At 71.3% G+C, this 15350-nt stretch carries 14 protein-coding genes and 3 tRNA genes; 6 read left to right on the forward strand and 11 right to left on the reverse strand.

From position 1 onward, the window contains the following. Nucleotides 1–76: 76 nt before the first annotated feature. Nucleotides 77–1528 (reverse strand): FGGY family carbohydrate kinase, encoded by a 1452-nt coding sequence (locus tag ACWD4G_RS44460; protein ID WP_451304240.1) that lies wholly within the window; start codon nucleotides 1526–1528, stop codon nucleotides 77–79. A 69-nt stretch (nucleotides 1529–1597) separates the two neighbouring features. Next, entirely contained in the window at nucleotides 1598–1903 is a 306-nt protein-coding gene (locus tag ACWD4G_RS44465) for a YtxH domain-containing protein (protein ID WP_451304242.1), read from the reverse strand. Nucleotides 1904–2089: 186 nt separating this feature from the next. On the opposite strand from ACWD4G_RS44465, the gene ACWD4G_RS44470 reads away from it, so the two are divergent. The 4 genes from ACWD4G_RS44470 (at nucleotide 2090) to ACWD4G_RS44485 (ending at nucleotide 3154) form a co-directional block, all read left to right on the forward strand. Continuing rightward, nucleotides 2090–2162 (forward strand) — tRNA-Asn (locus ACWD4G_RS44470). Nucleotides 2163–2167: 5 nt separating this feature from the next. Beyond that, a tRNA-Asn gene (locus tag ACWD4G_RS44475) sits at nucleotides 2168–2240 on the forward strand. 177 nt (nucleotides 2241–2417) lie between these two features. Next, nucleotides 2418–2491 (forward strand) — tRNA-Ile (locus ACWD4G_RS44480). A gap of 213 nt (nucleotides 2492–2704) precedes the next feature. Then, nucleotides 2705–3154, forward strand: a complete 450-nt coding sequence (locus ACWD4G_RS44485; RefSeq protein WP_451304244.1) for an N-acetyltransferase family protein — start codon at nucleotides 2705–2707, stop codon at nucleotides 3152–3154. 25 nt (nucleotides 3155–3179) lie between these two features. On the opposite strand, the gene kstD is transcribed toward ACWD4G_RS44485, so the two are convergent. The 3 genes from kstD to ACWD4G_RS44500 form a co-directional block, all read right to left on the reverse strand. Next, nucleotides 3180–4952, reverse strand: coding sequence for a 3-oxosteroid 1-dehydrogenase (kstD, locus tag ACWD4G_RS44490; protein WP_451304268.1), 1773 nt, complete (start codon nucleotides 4950–4952; stop codon nucleotides 3180–3182). 387 nt (nucleotides 4953–5339) lie between these two features. After that, nucleotides 5340–6047, reverse strand: coding sequence for an AAC(3) family N-acetyltransferase (locus ACWD4G_RS44495; protein WP_451304246.1), 708 nt, complete (start codon nucleotides 6045–6047; stop codon nucleotides 5340–5342). Between the two features lie 196 nt (nucleotides 6048–6243). Further along, nucleotides 6244–6501: a hypothetical protein gene (locus ACWD4G_RS44500; RefSeq protein WP_451304248.1), complete on the reverse strand. Its 258-nt coding sequence runs from the start codon at nucleotides 6499–6501 to the stop codon at nucleotides 6244–6246. A gap of 289 nt (nucleotides 6502–6790) precedes the next feature. Here ACWD4G_RS44500 and ACWD4G_RS44505 point away from each other — a divergent pair, with 289 nt between their 5' ends. After that, nucleotides 6791–7705 (forward strand): DUF4231 domain-containing protein, encoded by a 915-nt coding sequence (locus ACWD4G_RS44505; protein WP_451304250.1) that lies wholly within the window; start codon nucleotides 6791–6793, stop codon nucleotides 7703–7705. Between the two features lie 260 nt (nucleotides 7706–7965). Here ACWD4G_RS44505 and ACWD4G_RS44510 read toward each other — a convergent pair whose 3' ends face one another. The 5 genes from ACWD4G_RS44510 to ACWD4G_RS44530 form a co-directional block, all read right to left on the reverse strand. Next, on the reverse strand, nucleotides 7966–8454 hold the full coding sequence (locus ACWD4G_RS44510; RefSeq protein ID WP_451304252.1) for a hypothetical protein: 489 nt from the start codon (nucleotides 8452–8454) through the stop codon (nucleotides 7966–7968). Between the two features lie 179 nt (nucleotides 8455–8633). Further along, complete coding sequence (locus ACWD4G_RS44515; RefSeq protein WP_451304270.1) at nucleotides 8634–9671, reverse strand: rod shape-determining protein; 1038 nt, start codon at nucleotides 9669–9671, stop codon at nucleotides 8634–8636. A 188-nt stretch (nucleotides 9672–9859) separates the two neighbouring features. Next, nucleotides 9860–11245, reverse strand: coding sequence for a carboxyl transferase domain-containing protein (locus ACWD4G_RS44520; protein ID WP_451304254.1), 1386 nt, complete (start codon nucleotides 11243–11245; stop codon nucleotides 9860–9862). Beyond that, entirely contained in the window at nucleotides 11242–12729 is a 1488-nt protein-coding gene (locus ACWD4G_RS44525) for an acyl-CoA synthetase (RefSeq protein WP_451304256.1), read from the reverse strand. The genes ACWD4G_RS44520 and ACWD4G_RS44525 overlap by 4 nt, the downstream gene beginning before the upstream one ends. Before the next feature lie 78 nt (nucleotides 12730–12807). Then, nucleotides 12808–14112 carry an SLC13 family permease gene (locus ACWD4G_RS44530; RefSeq protein WP_451304258.1) on the reverse strand — a complete coding sequence of 435 codons (1305 nt, stop codon included), beginning with the start codon at nucleotides 14110–14112 and terminating at the stop codon, nucleotides 12808–12810. A gap of 177 nt (nucleotides 14113–14289) precedes the next feature. Between ACWD4G_RS44530 and ACWD4G_RS44535 the strand changes: the two genes are divergently transcribed. After that, nucleotides 14290–15006 carry a FadR/GntR family transcriptional regulator gene (locus ACWD4G_RS44535; RefSeq protein WP_451304260.1) on the forward strand — a complete coding sequence of 239 codons (717 nt, stop codon included), beginning with the start codon at nucleotides 14290–14292 and terminating at the stop codon, nucleotides 15004–15006. Nucleotides 15007–15008: 2 nt separating this feature from the next. On the opposite strand, the gene ACWD4G_RS44540 is transcribed toward ACWD4G_RS44535, so the two are convergent. Then, nucleotides 15009–15152: a hypothetical protein gene (locus tag ACWD4G_RS44540; RefSeq protein ID WP_451304262.1), complete on the reverse strand. Its 144-nt coding sequence runs from the start codon at nucleotides 15150–15152 to the stop codon at nucleotides 15009–15011. Nucleotides 15153–15350 lie beyond the last annotated feature (198 nt).

A 15350-nucleotide genomic window follows, 5' to 3' on the forward strand; every position in this document is an offset into this window, starting at 1 on the left:
CCGCCGCGTGGGCGCGACCAGCCACAAACGACCCGCACCCGCCAACAAACCCAGCCCCGCAGACGAGAAGGCGCGCCTACCCCCGAAACGCCCCAGGATGGGTCTGCTCCCGCACAGCCACATACTGCTGCCGAACCGCCTGCCCCACAGCCAACTCATCCCCCGGCTCCAACACCTGCCCCGCCGCCCCCGGCCAGGCAGGCGGCATCCGAGGATCAAGCGTCCCCTGAGTAACCCCAAGAGCCCAGGCGGCCTGCCGCGCAGCCCCCACGGCCGCGTAATCCGCGGCCTGAGGCACAACGACCTGCACCCCGAACAACGCGGGCGCCGCAGCCTGAACAGCGGCCAACTCCGCGGCAGCCCCCAACAAGAAGATCCGCCGCACATCGACTCCCCGCCCCCGCAGCACATCCAGCGCGTCGGCAAGCCCGCACAACATCCCCTCGAAGGCCGCGCGGGCGAGATGCTCCGGCCTCATCGACTCCCGCCGAAGCCCCGCCAGCGTCCCCGCGGTATGCGGCAGATTGGGCGTCCGCTCCCCCTCCAGATACGGCAGCATCACCAGCCCGTGCGACCCGGGAGTCGACTTCAGCGCCAGCTCGGACAGCCCGTCGAGATCGGCAACGCCCAACAACTCGGCGGCCCCCCGCAGTGTCCGCACCGCGTTCAAGGTGGTGACGACCGGCAGATGCATCCCCGTCGCATCGGCCAGCGACGTGATCATCCCGGTGGAGTCGACGAGCGCCTCGTTGTGGACGGCCATCACGGACCCGGAGGCCCCCAGCGACACCACCGCGTCCCCGAGCCCGATGCCCAGCCCGAACGCGGCGGCCATGGTCTCCCCGGTGCCGGCGGAGATGAGGAGCCCCTCCGGCGTCGTACCCGCGGCGTCCGAGGGCCCCAGCACCTCGGGCAGCATCACCTGATGCCCGAGCGCCATCTCGACGAGATCGGTCCGGTACGCCCCGGTCGCCGCATTCCAGTACCCGGTCCCCGAGGCCCCACCACGGTCGGTCGTACGGCGCACAGGCCGCCCCAGCAACTGCCAGACCAGCCAGTCGTGGGCCTGCATGAGCACGGCCGTCCGCATCGCGGCATCCGGTTCCGTACGGCTCATCCAGCGCAGCTTGGTCACCGGCTGCGCGGCACCGGGCACACACCCCACGGCCTGTGCCCAGGCGCCCCGCCCGCCGAGCGCGTCGATGAGGTCGGCCGCCGCGACCTGCGCCCGCTTGTCGCCGCCGACCATCGCCGGCCGCACGGTGTTGCCCTGCGCGTCCAGCGCGACGAGCCCGTTCTGCTGGGAGGAGACGCCGATGGCCTGTACGCCTTCGAGCAGCCCGCCGCCGGCCGCCTCGCCCAGGGACAGCAGCCACGCCTGAGGGTCGACGTCGGAGGGGCGCCCGCCGTCCGCCGACTCCAGCGGGTGCGGGGCATACCCCTGCCTGAGCACGGCCCCTGTGTCCGAGTCACAGACGACAATGCGCGTAAAATCGGGCGAACTATCCAGCCCGGCGACTATCCCCATGGCAGAAATTCTGCCGTACGGGAAGGGGTGGAATGGCCGCGCGAGTCCCCCGCGGCCATGGCCCGGGGCCTATGAATCGCTGGTCCCCCACTCATCCCCGGCGCGGCCGTTCGCGTTGCGCTCACGCAGCGAACGGACCCGCTCGGCGACCGAGTCCGGCACCTTGTCCCCGACCTTCGAGCTCACCACGTGGTACGCCCGGCCGGCGAACTCGCGGCCCTGCAGCGCGGCGGACTCGGCGGTGTTGCGCACGGCGGGGTTCTGGGCGACCTGCCGGGCGGACTTCTTCAACTGTTCGTAGCGCTCCCGCCCGGCCCGGGTCCCCAGGACGTAACCCAGGGCCAGTCCGGCGAAGAACGTGAGTCGATAGCGCATGGGCGGCCACCCTTCCTTGCGTCTGCGTCGGTCTCTGGCGTCGCCCGCCGCAGGCCTCGGGCGGGCCTCGGGCGTGGGGGATACCGATTGGCGGAGCACCCCCCGGCTTGCGCTAATGTATGTGTCGCAGCGAGCGCACGCCTCCTGGCGACTGCCCAGGTAGGTACGTTCGATGCAACGAGGCATTCCTCCGTAGCTCAATTGGCAGAGCAGCCGGCTGTTAACCGGCAGGTTACTGGTTCGAGTCCAGTCGGGGGAGCTCGGTCCTCCGTAGCTCAATTGGCAGAGCAGCCGGCTGTTAACCGGCAGGTTACTGGTTCGAGTCCAGTCGGGGGAGCAGCCTGAACGAGGACCCTTCGGGGTCCTTTTTCATGTCCCGGGGGAACCGCCGGAGGCGCTTCGAAGTCCTCAAGGTCAAGAAGCGCATGCGAAGGCCGACCATCCGAAGCAGGAGATCGTATGAGCGGCTATGCTGCGGCAGACGGCGCGCACAAATGTGCGCGACACGCCGTACGGGGCGGTAGCTCAGCCGGTTAGAGCAGCGGACTCATAATCCGTCGGCCGTGGGTTCGAGTCCCACCCGCCCCACTCCGCGCTACGCGGGGAGAAACGATGTGACCTGCGCTTTCGTGGGTCCGAAGATCGAGGAAGGGCCCCGCCGGGTGTGCACCCCGCGGGGCCCTGTCCTGTGACCCGGTGGTGCGACGGGGGTCAGGCGGCATGATCGCCAGGTTCCCGGAGGGCAGGGGTGTCGCGACACGTGTGCATCGGCGGGTGAGGGGGCGGGCTTACTCTGGGGGCGTGATCGATGTTGACTACAGGCGTGTGGACGAGGCCTCCGGGGACGGGGAGTTGGAGCTCTGGCGGTTCGTGCACAACACGATCGTTCCGGCGCATCGGCTCGGCGTCGAAGACGTCCGTGAGCGGGCGGGGCGCCACCATCTGGAGCTCGCGTACGTCGACGGCGTCCTCGTCGGCAACTCCACGGTCCGCCCGCCGGAGGGGGACACGGACACGGCCACGGTGATCGTGCGGGTGCTCGCCGAGCACCGGAGGCGGGGGCTCGGCGAGCGGCTCTACGGGCGGGCGCTGGGGCGGGCACGGGAGCTCGGGGCGCGGGTCGTCGAGACCTGCGTACTGGAGTCGAACGAGGACGGGCTGCGGTTCGCGCTGAAGCACGGGTTCGAGGAGATCGAGCGGTACCGGCTGGACGGCGACACCGCTACCTGGATCGACCTGCGGTTGGTGTAGAGGGGGTGTCGTCGGCCCGACTGCCTCAGAGCTTGCCCGCGATGTGCAGTGCCGCCACATAGCCGAAGGTCATCGCGGGGCCGATCGTCGAGCCGGCGCCGGCGTAGCTGCGGCCCATGACCGCCGCGCTGGCGTTGCCCGCCGCGTAGAGGCCGGGGACGACCGTGCCGTCGGGGCGCAGGACGCGGGCGTGGGCGTCGGTGACCAGGCCGCCCTTGGTGCCGAGGTCGCCGGGCACGATGCGCAGGGCGTAGTACGGCGGGAGCCAGAGCGGGGCCAGACAGGAGTTGGGCTGGACGCCGGGGTCCGTGTAGTAGTGGTCGTACACGCTGTCGCCGCGGCCGAAATCGGTGTCCTCGCCCGCCCGCGCGAGGGAGTTGAAGCGGTCGACGGTGGAGCGGAGCGCGGCGGCCGGGACGCCGATCGCGGTCGCCAGGGCGTCGATCGTCCACTCCTTGTGGACGGCCCCGGCCTCGTACCACTCGTCCGGGAACGGGAACGTCGGCGCGATGTCCTTGAAGAGATACCGGTTGCGGTAGTTCTGGTCGACGATCAGCCAGGCCGGGATATGGGACGTGGACGCGGTGTCCTGCTCGTACATCGTGTGGACCACATCGCTGTACGGTCCCGCCTCGTTGACGAAGCGCGCGCCCGCCGCGTTGACCAGCAGGCCGCCGGGGAGGGTGCGTTCGGCGAGACAGAACCAGGCCTCTCCCGGGGTGGAGATCGCCGGGCCCCACCAGGCGTCGTCCATCAAGTCCGTTGCCGCGCCCACCTGTTGACCGGCCCGGATGCCGTCGCCGGTGTTCTCCTTGGCGCCGACCGTCCACTCCGTGCCGACGGGCTGCTCCTGGTACTGGGCGCGCATGGCGGCGTTGTGCTCGAAGCCGCCGGAGCCGACGATCACGCCGCGTCGGGCCCGTACGAGACCGGGGGCGCCGTCACGGGTGACGAGGGCACCGGTGACCGTCCCGCCCTCCACGTACAGCTCCGTCAGCGGGGTGTTGAGCCATACGGGGACGCCGGCGGTGAGGAGTCCGGCGCGCAGGCCCGCCGCCAGGGACTGGCCCATGGTCAGCGGCTTCTGGCCGAGCAGGGCGGCCGTCGTCCCGCGTGCCAGGCACTCCGTGGCCACGGCGAGACCCTTGGCGCTCACGGCGGTCAGGGCGAGCCACTTGTAGTCGGCGCTGAAGACGACCATGCCGGCGGGGACGGCCATATAGGGGGGATTGAGGTGGGCCAGCTCGGCGCCCAGGACGTTCCCGTCGAGCTGGTCCGGCTCGATGGAGCGGCCGTTCGGGAGGCCGCCGGGCAGCTCGGGGTAGTAGTCGCTGTAGCCCTCCATCCAGCGGAACCGCAGCGGGCTGTTGGCCATGACGAAGTCCAGCATGGCGGGGCCGTGGTCCAGGAATGCCTTCTGGCGGTCGGCGGGGACGTCGGGGCCGACCACCGCCGCGAGGTACCGCGCCGCCTTCGCCGGGGTGTCCGGCACCCCGGCCGCCTTGATGACGCTGTTGTTCGGCAGCCAGATCCCGGCCCCGGAGCGCGCCGCCGATCCCCCGAAGGTCGGGGCCTTCTCCACGACCACGCAGGACAGCCCCTGCCGCGCGGCCGTGAGCGCGGCGGTCATACCGGCCGCGCCGGAGCCGATGACGACGACGTCGTAGGTGCCGAGGAGGGGCGGGGCCGCCGATTCCGGCTCCGCCGCCGAGGCGGTTGCCGTCGCCGCTGCCGTCGCCGTCGCGGAGAGTCCGCCGGTCGCGATCACGGCACCCGCGCCCGTGGCGGTGCCGAGCACCTTGCGGCGGGAGGGTTCGGCCGGGTCGGTCGTACGGCTGGGCGTGGGTCCGGTTGTGTGTCCGGTCGTGGGGCCGGTCGTGAGTTGGGGCGTACGGCTGGGCGTACGCGGGGTCGTGCGTCTGACAGGGTCCGCGCTCTTGGGCATGCGGTCGCTCCAGCCTGGTCAAGGGGTGGGAGGCCGTGCTGTTCCCCGGTGGCGGCAGGGGCCGTGTCCCGGATGCGGTGCGGAGTCTCGAATCTGGCGTGGAGGAGTGGTGAAGTCAAGACGTGTGGAGAGTGCCGTTTTCGCGTGCTGTGACCACAACTGCCGTCCCCCGGTTCGGTTGTGCGGTCCGGCGGGAGGGGCAGGGTATCGGGCAGCCTGGCCGAGGTCGCGGGCGGAGAATCACGCCATTGACCCGCGATATCCGGACATCACCTCGCGGGCCGCGTCGACGGCGTCCCGCATCCCGAGGAGCTTCGCGGCCTTTCCCGCCACTTCCCGCTCGGTGACAAGAGCAGGCGGAAGCCGGGCCCCGATCTCGCCGAAGTCCCCGTCGTACAGGTCGAGATCCTTGTACTCGATCCAGTTGCCCGGCGCCTTCACCACACAGCGGTACGTCCGGACCGGCGGTGGCCCCGGCAGCCGGTACTCGGCCAGATGGAATGCCGTGCACACCTCGAACCCCACCCTCAGCAGCAGGATCTGGGCGTCCGCGGCGTACAGCGCGGCCAGTGGGGAGCGCTCGCCGAGGTGGCAGTACGGGTCGTGGTCGGCGAGCAACTCGGCGGCCCTCGGGCCCAATCCGGCGAACGACGTCTGCGGGTGCAGGCTGCGGACCGCGCCCGGGGTGGTCCGTACGCACTCGGCGAGGGCGCCCATCGTCGGGCACGGGGAGGTGTCCGGGTCGAACGGTGGCATCGAGGCGCGGAACGCGGTCTTTTCCTGCTCGCTCATGCCCTTGGTCGCGCGGGCGTACTCGCGCGAGGTGTCGGAGTTTTCCGGGGTGAAGGCCGGGACGATGAGGGTGCCGTCGGGGCCGAGGGCGGCCAGGAGGGCGTCGCGCACGGTTTGGGGGGCGAGGCCGGTGCCGCTCAGGGAGGCGTGCGCCATCAGGATGCCGCCGGGGCGCGTCGATGTGAGTGCCGATGTGAGTGCCGCGAGGGGTGGTTCGTTCGCTGCGGGTGGGTGGGGGCTGGTCGCGCCCAAGCGGCGGAGCCGGAAAGCGTCTCGCCGTGCGCCCCTGTAGGGCGCGGCTGCAGGGCCGTCATGGTTCCAGGGCTCCCTGACCGCGGGGGGCTCGGTGCCCTCAGCCATGTAGGGCCGTCCGCTGTCGGCCGGCGCTGTTGTTGGGGGTGTGGAGGCCGGCCACCTCGCGTGAGGCGGTGAGTTCCGCGCAGATGTGCCGTAGTCGGGCCGGGCCGAAAGGGAGGGGTTCCGCGCCGTGCGGAATTACGGCGACGGATTCCAGTCCTTTGGCCGAGGCATGTTCCGCGAGTCGATGGGCGACGCGGTCCAACGTTTCCTCGGAGATCAGGATCGACCGCTGGTCGTGGGAGTCGGTCACTTCCGGCAGTGTACGCGCGGGGAGAGTCGCCGCGAGATATGACGAGGCCCCAACTTCCTTGATCAACAAGGAGGTTGGGGTGTCGCTGACGCCGTGGTGGCCGGGGCCCTCAGACGGTCGAGTCGAACTCGGCCGACCGGTCAAGGTGTCCGGGAACGTCCGACCGGTCGAGCGTCCGGGAACGTCCGTCGCAAGCGAGGTGGGGCGAAGCCTGTGGGGTGGTGCCATTTCAGGTTTGACGAGAGCATGACTCGGCCGTCCATTCCATTCCACCTGCGCGAGGTCCTGCATGGCTGCGATGCCCGGCCCGAGCACCACGGTGAGTGACCGCGATCTACCCCCGTTGTTCCGTGTGTGCGATCGGCTGGCGCTGGTCCACCAGGGTGAGTCCTTCCGTATCGTCCGCGCCCAACTGCTCGTGCTGCTCCTCGCCACCGGCACCGCTTCGCTGGCCGAGCGGGTGGGCAGCCGTATTCCGTCGGCCGTCGCCGCCGTGCTGTACGCCGCGACGATCGGGATCGGGCTCTTCGCCGGGCGGCGTCGTGCCCGCGCGCACTGGCAGGCGCACCGGGCCGCCGCCGAGGTCATCAAGTCGCTGGCCTGGCAGTACATGGTGCACGGGGGGCCGTTCCACTCCCGACTCGCCCATCCCGACGCGTTGTTCGCGGAGCGGTTGGAGGAACGGCTGAGCGAATTGCGGAAGGTGGGGTGGGAGGACCCTCGGGAGAGCCCGGCCGAGCTGGGGCTCGGGCAGATCACCGAGCGGATGCGGGTGGTGCGGGCCAAACGGTTCGCCGCTCGCCGGGACATCTATATCCGTGATCGGGTGGTGGAGCAGTTGGCCTGGTACGGGAACAAGGCCGGGCAGGCGCATCAGGCGTCCGTGCGGTGGTCGGGGGTGACGACGTTGCTGACCTCGTTGGCCCTGGTCACCGCTGTGTTGCGGGCGGTGGGGGCGATCGGGAGCACGTGGGACCCGACCGGGGTGCTGAGTGCGGCTGCCGCCGCCGGGGTTGCTTGGCAGGAGGTGCGGCGGCATCGGCCGTTGACGTATGCGCACAAACTGGTCGAGCAGGATTTGGAGACTCATCGGGTCGCGATGAGTACGACTGTGACGGAGGAGGGGTGGGCGGATGCGGTGGCGGAGGCGGAGAGGTTGGTGTCGCCGCAGCATACGGACTGGCTGGTTCGGTTCGGGTCGTGAGTGGGTGTCACGTGGGTGGAGGCTGGGGTGGGGCGGGGTTTCGCTTACCGGCGCGAGCAGGGTGCCGTCTCGCCCACCCGTGCCGCCCCAGCGGCACGACTGCCCGCAGATGCAGCAAGCGGGGTGGGTAGGCGCCCCGTGGCGCGGTTGCCCGCAGCAGCGGCAACCGCAACAGCGACTGCCACGGCCGCCCCCAGCAACAGCGACTGCCACGGCCGCCTGCAGCTACGGCAACAGCCGCTCGCAGCTTGCGCGCTGGCTCATGTTCGGCGTACTCCTGGGCTCCAGAGGACTGTTACCGGGACGCCTGTGTGTCTGGCGTAGTCGACTATGTCTCCTGTGCCGCCCAGGCCTCGGGCCGGGGCGCCGTCCCAGACGGCCAGGAGGCGGTCGGTGTTGTCGACTATGTAGCGGCCGGCGGCGTAGTAGGCCTCGTCGTGGGTGTGTTCGTAGGGGAGTTCCACGCGCTCGGCGCTGCATTTGAGGAGTCTGCGGTAGGCGGCCTTGACGCGGTCGTCGCCGAGGTGGGCCTCGTAGTCCATGCCGGGGATCACCGCGACGAGCGGGATGCTGTACTCCAGGGCGATCTCGGCGAACAACTGGTCGGCCCCGGCGGCGAGGCTGCTCAGGACGCGGGCGGAGGCGATGCCCCGTAACTCGGCCCTGATCCCGGCGCGTACGGTCGAGAGGGCGGCGTCGGGGATTTTGCGGTGTCCGGTGATACCGATCCGGGTCACGGGCCCTGCCATCCGAGCTCCACCTCCGTGGCCGCGGTCATCCACATCACCTTAGCGTCACCGGAGTTGTACGGAAATGAACGCACGGTTGTTCGGTGAGGCGTCGGGGGCTCACAGGAGCGAGGCGCGGGCCGACCGGAGCACGGCCGGCCCGCCCCTCGCGCCCCGGGATGCCGGCCCCGGGTCAGCGGTCAGTCGGTCACCGGGTCGAGGCTGATCGGGGTGACGCGGCCCTCCAGCATCGCGCCGACGCCGAGGGCGGCGCAGACGTCGGGGCGTTCGGCGATGTGGACGGGCATGTTGGTGGCGTGCCGGAGCATCTGGTCGAAGCCGGGGAGCAGGGCGCTGCCGCCGACCATCATGATGCCCCGGTCGGCGAGGTCGGCCACCAGATCGGGCGGGCAGTCGCGCAGCACCTTGCCGATGCCGTCGACGACGGCGGTGAGCGGGGTCTGGATGGCGTCGCGTACGGCGGCGGTGTCGACCAGGACCGAGCGGGCCAGACCGGTCGCCACGTCCAGGCCGTGGATCTCCGTCGCGGCCGGGCCGTGCGGGGTGAGTCCGTTGCCGGAGAGGGCGAGCGTGAGAGGGCGTACGGACTGGCTGGGCAGGGTCAGTTCATGGCGGAGGCGTAGGTGCTGCACGATCGCGTGGTCGATGGCCTCGCCGCCGACGGGGACACGGACGGCGTTGACGACCGAGCCGAGGGAGAGCACGGCGAGCTGGGTGGCCGCCGCCCCGCACATCATGATCATCGTGGCTTCGGGCTGCTCCACGGGCAGACCGCAGCCGACGGCCGCGGCGATCAGGGTGTCGACGAGTTCGACGCGGCGGGCGCCGAGGCCGACCAGGGTCTCGATGGTGGCGCGCTGGGCGAGGGGGTCGGCGTCGTGCGGGGTGCAGACGGCGGCCCGCAGCACGGGCTTGCGGCGCAGGGTGCGGCGGACCTTGTCGCCGAGCAGGTGGCGCAGCATCCGCTGGGCCATCTCGATGTCGACGACCGTGCCGCCGCAGACGGGCCGGACGACGCGGATGTAGTCGGGCGTCCGCCCGGTCATCTTCTCCGCGAACTCCCCGACGGCGATCAGCGCCCCCGTCCGGGTGTTGACGGCCGCCACGCTCGGCTGATCCACCACCAGCCCCGCGCCCTTCACGAAGACCCGTGTCCGCGCCGCCCCCAGATCGACGGCGAAGTGACAACGGCGCAACTGCTCCAGACTGGCGGACATGGTGGTGGTCATCGCGACGCATCCTCCCGAGCACACGGCCGCACGAACCGCCGGGTTGCGGATTCGTGTTTCCTTCGCATCGTGCGCGCGGTACGCGTGGGCCGCCTGTTGGGATGCGCCGGGTGGGGTGCGGCCGGACGGGTGGTTCTGCCGGCTGTGGTTCTGGGACGGGGGTCTGTGACGAGGGGTCACGCGTCGGTGGAAGGACGGGTGATGCCCCGTACCACTCCCAGCTCCAGCAGGTCCTGGGGGCGTGGGCGGAGCTGGTCGGCGGTGGCCTGGATCTCGCTGCCCGGGCGCTTGAGGATGGCGGCCGCCAGCTCCGGGGCGATCACCGAGAAGTAGCTGTCCGGGGTGGCCCAGGTGTTCTCGGGGGACGCCAGGGCCAGGGCGCCGCCCGAGCCGCCCTCGCCGATGAGGAGGGTGGTGAGGGGGGTACGGGCGGTGGCGACCGTGGTGAAGAGGTCGGCGATGGCCGCGCCCACCGCCTGGTGTTCGGCCTCCGCGTCGTTCGCCGCGCCCGGGGTGTCCACCAGGGTGAGGACCGGGATGCCCAGACGGTCGGCCAGCCGGATCAGACGGGTGGCCGTACGGTAGCCCGCCGGGCGGGTAGGGGTGCCGCGCTGGGCGGCGTAGGCGATCGTCCGGCCGTCCCGCTCACCGAAACCGCAGGTCATACCGGGGTCCGTGCCGCCGCCCACCCGGTCGCCGCTGATGGTGGCGCGATGGGTGAAGTACGCGTCCAAGTAGGCGTCCGCCCGGGGGCGTTGGGGGGAACGGGCCCGGGAGACGGCCTCCCAGCCCGTGGCGGGGAGGGTGGAGTGGGTGGCCCCGGCGACGGGGGTGGAGGGCGGGGGCGCCGCTTCCGGGTAGGGGGTGGTGAGGAGTTTCAGCCAGCGGGCGAGGGTCGCTCGTAGGGCCGGTGGGGGGACGATCGCGTCCACCGAGCCCGCCGCCAGTTGGGATTCGGCGGTGTACGCCGCCGGGTCCGCGTCCGGGGGGCGGACCCGGGAGCCCGCGAAGCCCACCTGGGCCGTGGGGAGGGCGAGGGTGATGTCGGCGCCGGCGCCCAGGGTGGCCCAGCCGCCGCCGGTGGTGGGGTCGCGGAGGACGGCGATCTGGGGGAGCCCCGCCTCCCGGGTCAGGGCCGACTGGCGGGCCACGCGCTGGAGTTGGGTCAGGGCGCGCATGCCCTCCTGCATACGGCTGCCGCCGGTCGCGATCAGGGAGAGGACGGGGAGACGGTGTTCCCGGGCACGGGTGTACGCCGCCTCCAGGCGGTCGCCGGTGCGTTCGCCGAGCGAGCCGCCGAGGAAACCGAACTCGAACGCGATCACGACGGCCGGGGTTCCCCCGATGCGCGCGGTGCCGCACACCACCGACTCCTCCTCGCCGGTGCGCTCGGCGGCCCGGGCGCGGGAGGCGTCGTAGCCCTGCCAGGCCAGGGGGCCGTCGGGGGTGGGGATGTGGCTGGGGTACGGGAGTTCGGTGAAGTCGTCCGTGACGAGGGCGATGGCCTCGCGGGCCGAGAGGCGGTCGCGGACCGAGAAGCGGGGATCGGGCGTGTGCGTCATGCGTCCTCGGCCGGCTTCAGGGAGCGCTTCATGATCTTGCCCATGTCGTTGCGGGGGAGGGCGGTGAGATGGTGGACGGTCCGGGGGCGCTTGTGGGGGGCCAGGCGGGTGGCGACGTGCGCCGCCAACTCGTCGGCGGGGGGCGGGGATTGAGGGTCCGTGGGGACGATCCAGGCGACGACGCGTTCGCCGAGGTCGGGGTCGGGTTCGCCGGTGACGGCGGCCTCCCGTACGCCGGGGTGTTCGAGGAGGGCGTTCTCGATCTCGCCGGCGCCGATCTTGTAGCCGCCGCTCTTGATCAGGTCGGTGGCCTTGCGGCCCACGATCCGGACATAGCCGTCGGGGTCGCGGACCGCCATGTCGCCGGTGCGGAACCAGCCGTCCGCCGTGAACGCGCCGGCCGTGGCGTCGGGGCGGTTCAGGTACTCGGTGAACAGGTTCGGGCCGCGCACCTGGATCTCGCCGACCGACTCCCCGTCGTACTCCGTCTCCGTGAGGGGTGTGCCGTCGTCCTCCACCAGCCTCAACTCCACGCCGGGGAGCGGGACTCCGACGGTTCCGGGGCGGGGTTCGCCGTCGGCGCGGACGCTGGTGTTCATGAGGGTCTCCGTCATGCCGTAGCGCTCGATGACGCGGCGGCCGGTGGCGGTGGCGATGCGTTCGTGGTCGTGCACGGGAAGCGCCGCCGAGCCGGAGACGAGCAGGCGGGCGCCTGAGAGTGCCTTCGCCAGCGCGGGGTCGGTGGGGAGGGCCTCCGCGATGCGGTGGTACATCGTGGGGACGCCGAACAGCATCGTCGCGCCGGAGGAGAGTTCGCGGGTGACCCCGTCCGTGTCGAACCTGCCGAGGTGACGGACCGCGCCGCCGCGCCGCAGCGGGCCCAGGATGCCGAGGACCAGGCCGTGGACGTGGAACAGGGGCAGGCCGTGGACCAGTACGTCGTCTGCCGTCCACTGCCAGGCGTCGGCCAGCGCGTCCAGGGTGGTCGCGATGGCTCGGCGGGGGATCACCGCGCCCTTCGGGGGGCCGGTGGTGCCGGAGGTGTAGACGACCAGGGCGGCGGATTCGTCGGAGAGGGTGGGAGTGGGCGTGGGGGCGGGGGGCGGGGCTGCGGGCGGCGCGTCCGGGTCGGTCACGGGTACGTCGAGGCGGGGCAAGTCGGTTGCGGTGGTGGGAAGTTCTGCGGCGGGGGCGGCCAGGAGGAGGGTGGGGGCGCTGTCGGTGAGGATGTGGGCCAGTTCCTTCTCGCCGGACTTCGGGTTGAGGGGGACGGCGGCGACGCCCGCCTGTAGGACCGCTACGACCGCTACCGCCGTCTCCAGCTCCGGGGTCGCCCAGACGGCCACCCGGGTGTGGCCCGCGAGACGGGACGCCAGGGTGGCGGTCGCGGTGGCCAGTTCCGCGTAGGTCAGGGAACGGGGGCCGAAGCGGAGGGCGACGTTCGTTCCGCCGTCGTCCTGTAGGGCCGGGAAGAGGGAGGTCACGCTTCTTGCTCCTTGATCGTCGACTGCTGTCGGTCTGCTGCCAGTGCTGTCGCCGGCTGGCTGTGCTTCAGCTTGGGGCTATCCGAAGCCCGGGACCACCAGGACCAGCCACACCAGCGCCGGTACCACCGCTACCACGATGCCCCCGTAGATCATCAGCTGGCGGAAGAAGCGCTCGCGGTCCACGTCCGGTGCGGCGGCCAGGACCAGTGCGCCGTTCGTCGAGAAGGGGCTCACGTCCACGACGGTCGCCGAGACCGCCAGTGCCGCGATCATGCCCACCGCGCCGATCTCGCCCTGGGCCAGGAACGGTACGGCCAGCGGGATCAGGGCGCCCATGATGCCGACCGAGGACGCGAACGCCGAGACGATAGCGCCGATGTAGCAGAGGAGTACGGCGGCGAGGAGGGGGACGCCGATGTCGCTGACGCCCTCACCTGCCCAGGTGATCGTGCCCATTTCGTCCAGGACGCCTACGTAGGTGAGGACGCCGCAGATGAGGAGGACGGTGGACCAGGCGATCTGGGTGACTGCCTTGCGGCTGTCGTCCGGCCAGAGGGTGCTGAGTATTACCGCGAGGGTGATGGCGGTCAGGCCTGCGTCCAGGTCGAAGGCGAGTACTGCGATTACCAGGGCGGCGAGGGCTGTGAGGGTGGCTGTGCGGGCCGGGGTTAGCGCGGTGCCGGTGGTGGGGGTGACCGGGGGGAGGTTCCGCTGCTCGGCGGTACGAGGTGCCGCTCTCTTTGGGATGGGTGCCGCCCCAGCGGCACGATTGCCCGCAGCTATGTTCAGGCCTCCGAACAGTACGAAGACCACGCCCGCGATGATCAGGTTGGCTATCAGCGATGTCAGGAACAGGGCCAACTCGTTGCTCGGGAGGTTTTCGCGCTCCACTATTCCGTTGACGATCGTGCCGTAGATGCTGATGGGGGAGAAGCCGCCGCCCTGCGCGCCGTGGACGACCATCGCGCCCATCAGCAGGGGGCTGATGTTGTACTGCGCGGCGAAGCTCAGGGCTATGGGGGCGACGATCGCCACGGCGGCGGGGCTGACGGCGCCGATCGCCGTGAGGGTGCCGGTGAGGGCGAACATCACCCAGGGGATCAGGGCGACTCTGCCCCGTACCAGGCGGATCGAGGCGTGGACCAGCCAGTCGGTCGTGCCGTTGGCGCGGGCGATCGCGAAGAGATAGGTGACGCCCACCAGCACGACGAACAGGTCGCCCGGGAAGCCGGCGAAGATGCCGTCCGCGTCGAGGTCGGCGACGAGTTCGCCCACCGCGAAGGCGGCGGCGAAGGCGAGGGCGCCCATGTTGACGGAGCGGGTGGTCGCGATGACGAACACCACGGCCAGGACGAGGATCGAGATGAGCTCGGGGGACATACGGGCTCCCGTCTTGGGTGCCGGGGGAGAGAGGGGGTGGGAGGGAGAGTGGGAGTGGTTGAGTGGCTGAGCCACTTGTTGCCTTATGGGCCGTCAGCGTGGGGGTGCACGGAGGCGGCGTCAAGGGGGCGTGCGGTAAATTGGCTCAGCCACTTGGCCGCTGAGTAGGGGGAGCCCGTGTCCGACGCCCTGCGCCCCATGAGCAAGCAGCGCCTGTACGAGCAGGTGCTCGACCGGTTGCGGCAGTACGTCGCCGAGGGTGGGCTGAAGGCCGGGGACCGGTTGCCGCCCGAGCGGGATCTGGCCCAGCGGCTGGGGGTCAGCCGGGCCTCGGTCAAACAGGCGATCGTGGTGCTGGAGGTGCAGGGGCTGGTGGAGGCCCGGCACGGTGGGGGGACGTATCTCGTCCGGGACAGCCTCGACGTCGAGTCGGTGGAGGCGATGGTCGAGAGGCGCCGTCGGTTGCCCGATGTGCTGGACGCGCGGGAGGCGTTGGAGACCAAGCTCGCCGAACTGGCCGCCGAGCGGCGTACGGAGGAGGATCTCGCCGCGCTGCGGGGCGCTCTCGCGTACATGGCTGAGGAGATCGAGCGGGACGGGCATGGTGTGGAGGGGGACCGGCTCTTCCACGCGGCGGTGACGGCCGCCGCGCACAGCGCGCTGCTCGCCGAGTTCATGCGGTCCATCGCCGAGCAGATCGCCGAGAGCCGCACCGAGTCACTGCGTCAGCCCGGCCGCCCCACGCGCTCCCTCGCCCAGCATCAGGCGATCCTCGACGCCATCGCCGCCGGACAGCCCAGGCAGGCGGCCACCGCGATGCGCCGCCATGTCCGCACGGTCGCGAAGGTCCGCCTGCTGGACTGGGACCCGGGGGAGGAGGGGGAGGGCCGGTAGGGCTACTTCTTGATCACGTCCGCCACCACGCAGCTCACGTTGTCGGGGCCGCCCGCCTCGATCGCTTCGGTGATGAGGGCGCGTACGGCGGTTTCCTGGTCCGGGGTCGTGGTGAGGACGCGCTGGATGGCGGCTTCCGGGACCACCGAGGAGAGGCCGTCGGAGCAGAGGAGGTGGCAGTCGTCGGGGTGGGCGAGGGGGTGCGTGGGTACATGGTTTGTCTGCGGGTGAGTGGGGGCTGGTCGCGCAGTTCCCCGCGCCCCTGAAAGACACGGCCCCTGCGGGCCGTAAAGCAAGGGGCGCAGCCCCTGCTTTTCAGGGGCGCGGGGAACTGCGCGAGCAAC

This window comes from Streptomyces sp. NPDC002643 (genome assembly GCF_053592555.1).

Coding starts and splice junctions, on each gene's coding strand:
- ACWD4G_RS44460 (WP_451304240.1), bottom strand. CDS start 1,528: ATGGGGATAGTCGCCGGGCTGGATAGTTCGCCCGATTTTACGCGCATT.
- ACWD4G_RS44465 (WP_451304242.1), bottom strand. CDS start 1,903: ATGCGCTATCGACTCACGTTCTTCGCCGGACTGGCCCTGGGTTACGTC.
- ACWD4G_RS44495 (WP_451304246.1), bottom strand. CDS start 6,047: ATGGCGCACGCCTCCCTGAGCGGCACCGGCCTCGCCCCCCAAACCGTG.
- ACWD4G_RS44505 (WP_451304250.1), top strand. CDS start 6,791: ATGGCTGCGATGCCCGGCCCGAGCACCACGGTGAGTGACCGCGATCTA.
- ACWD4G_RS44510 (WP_451304252.1), bottom strand. CDS start 8,454: ATGGCAGGGCCCGTGACCCGGATCGGTATCACCGGACACCGCAAAATC.
- ACWD4G_RS44515 (WP_451304270.1), bottom strand. CDS start 9,671: ATGTCCGCCAGTCTGGAGCAGTTGCGCCGTTGTCACTTCGCCGTCGAT.
- ACWD4G_RS44520 (WP_451304254.1), bottom strand. CDS start 11,245: ATGACGCACACGCCCGATCCCCGCTTCTCGGTCCGCGACCGCCTCTCG.
- ACWD4G_RS44530 (WP_451304258.1), bottom strand. CDS start 14,112: ATGTCCCCCGAGCTCATCTCGATCCTCGTCCTGGCCGTGGTGTTCGTC.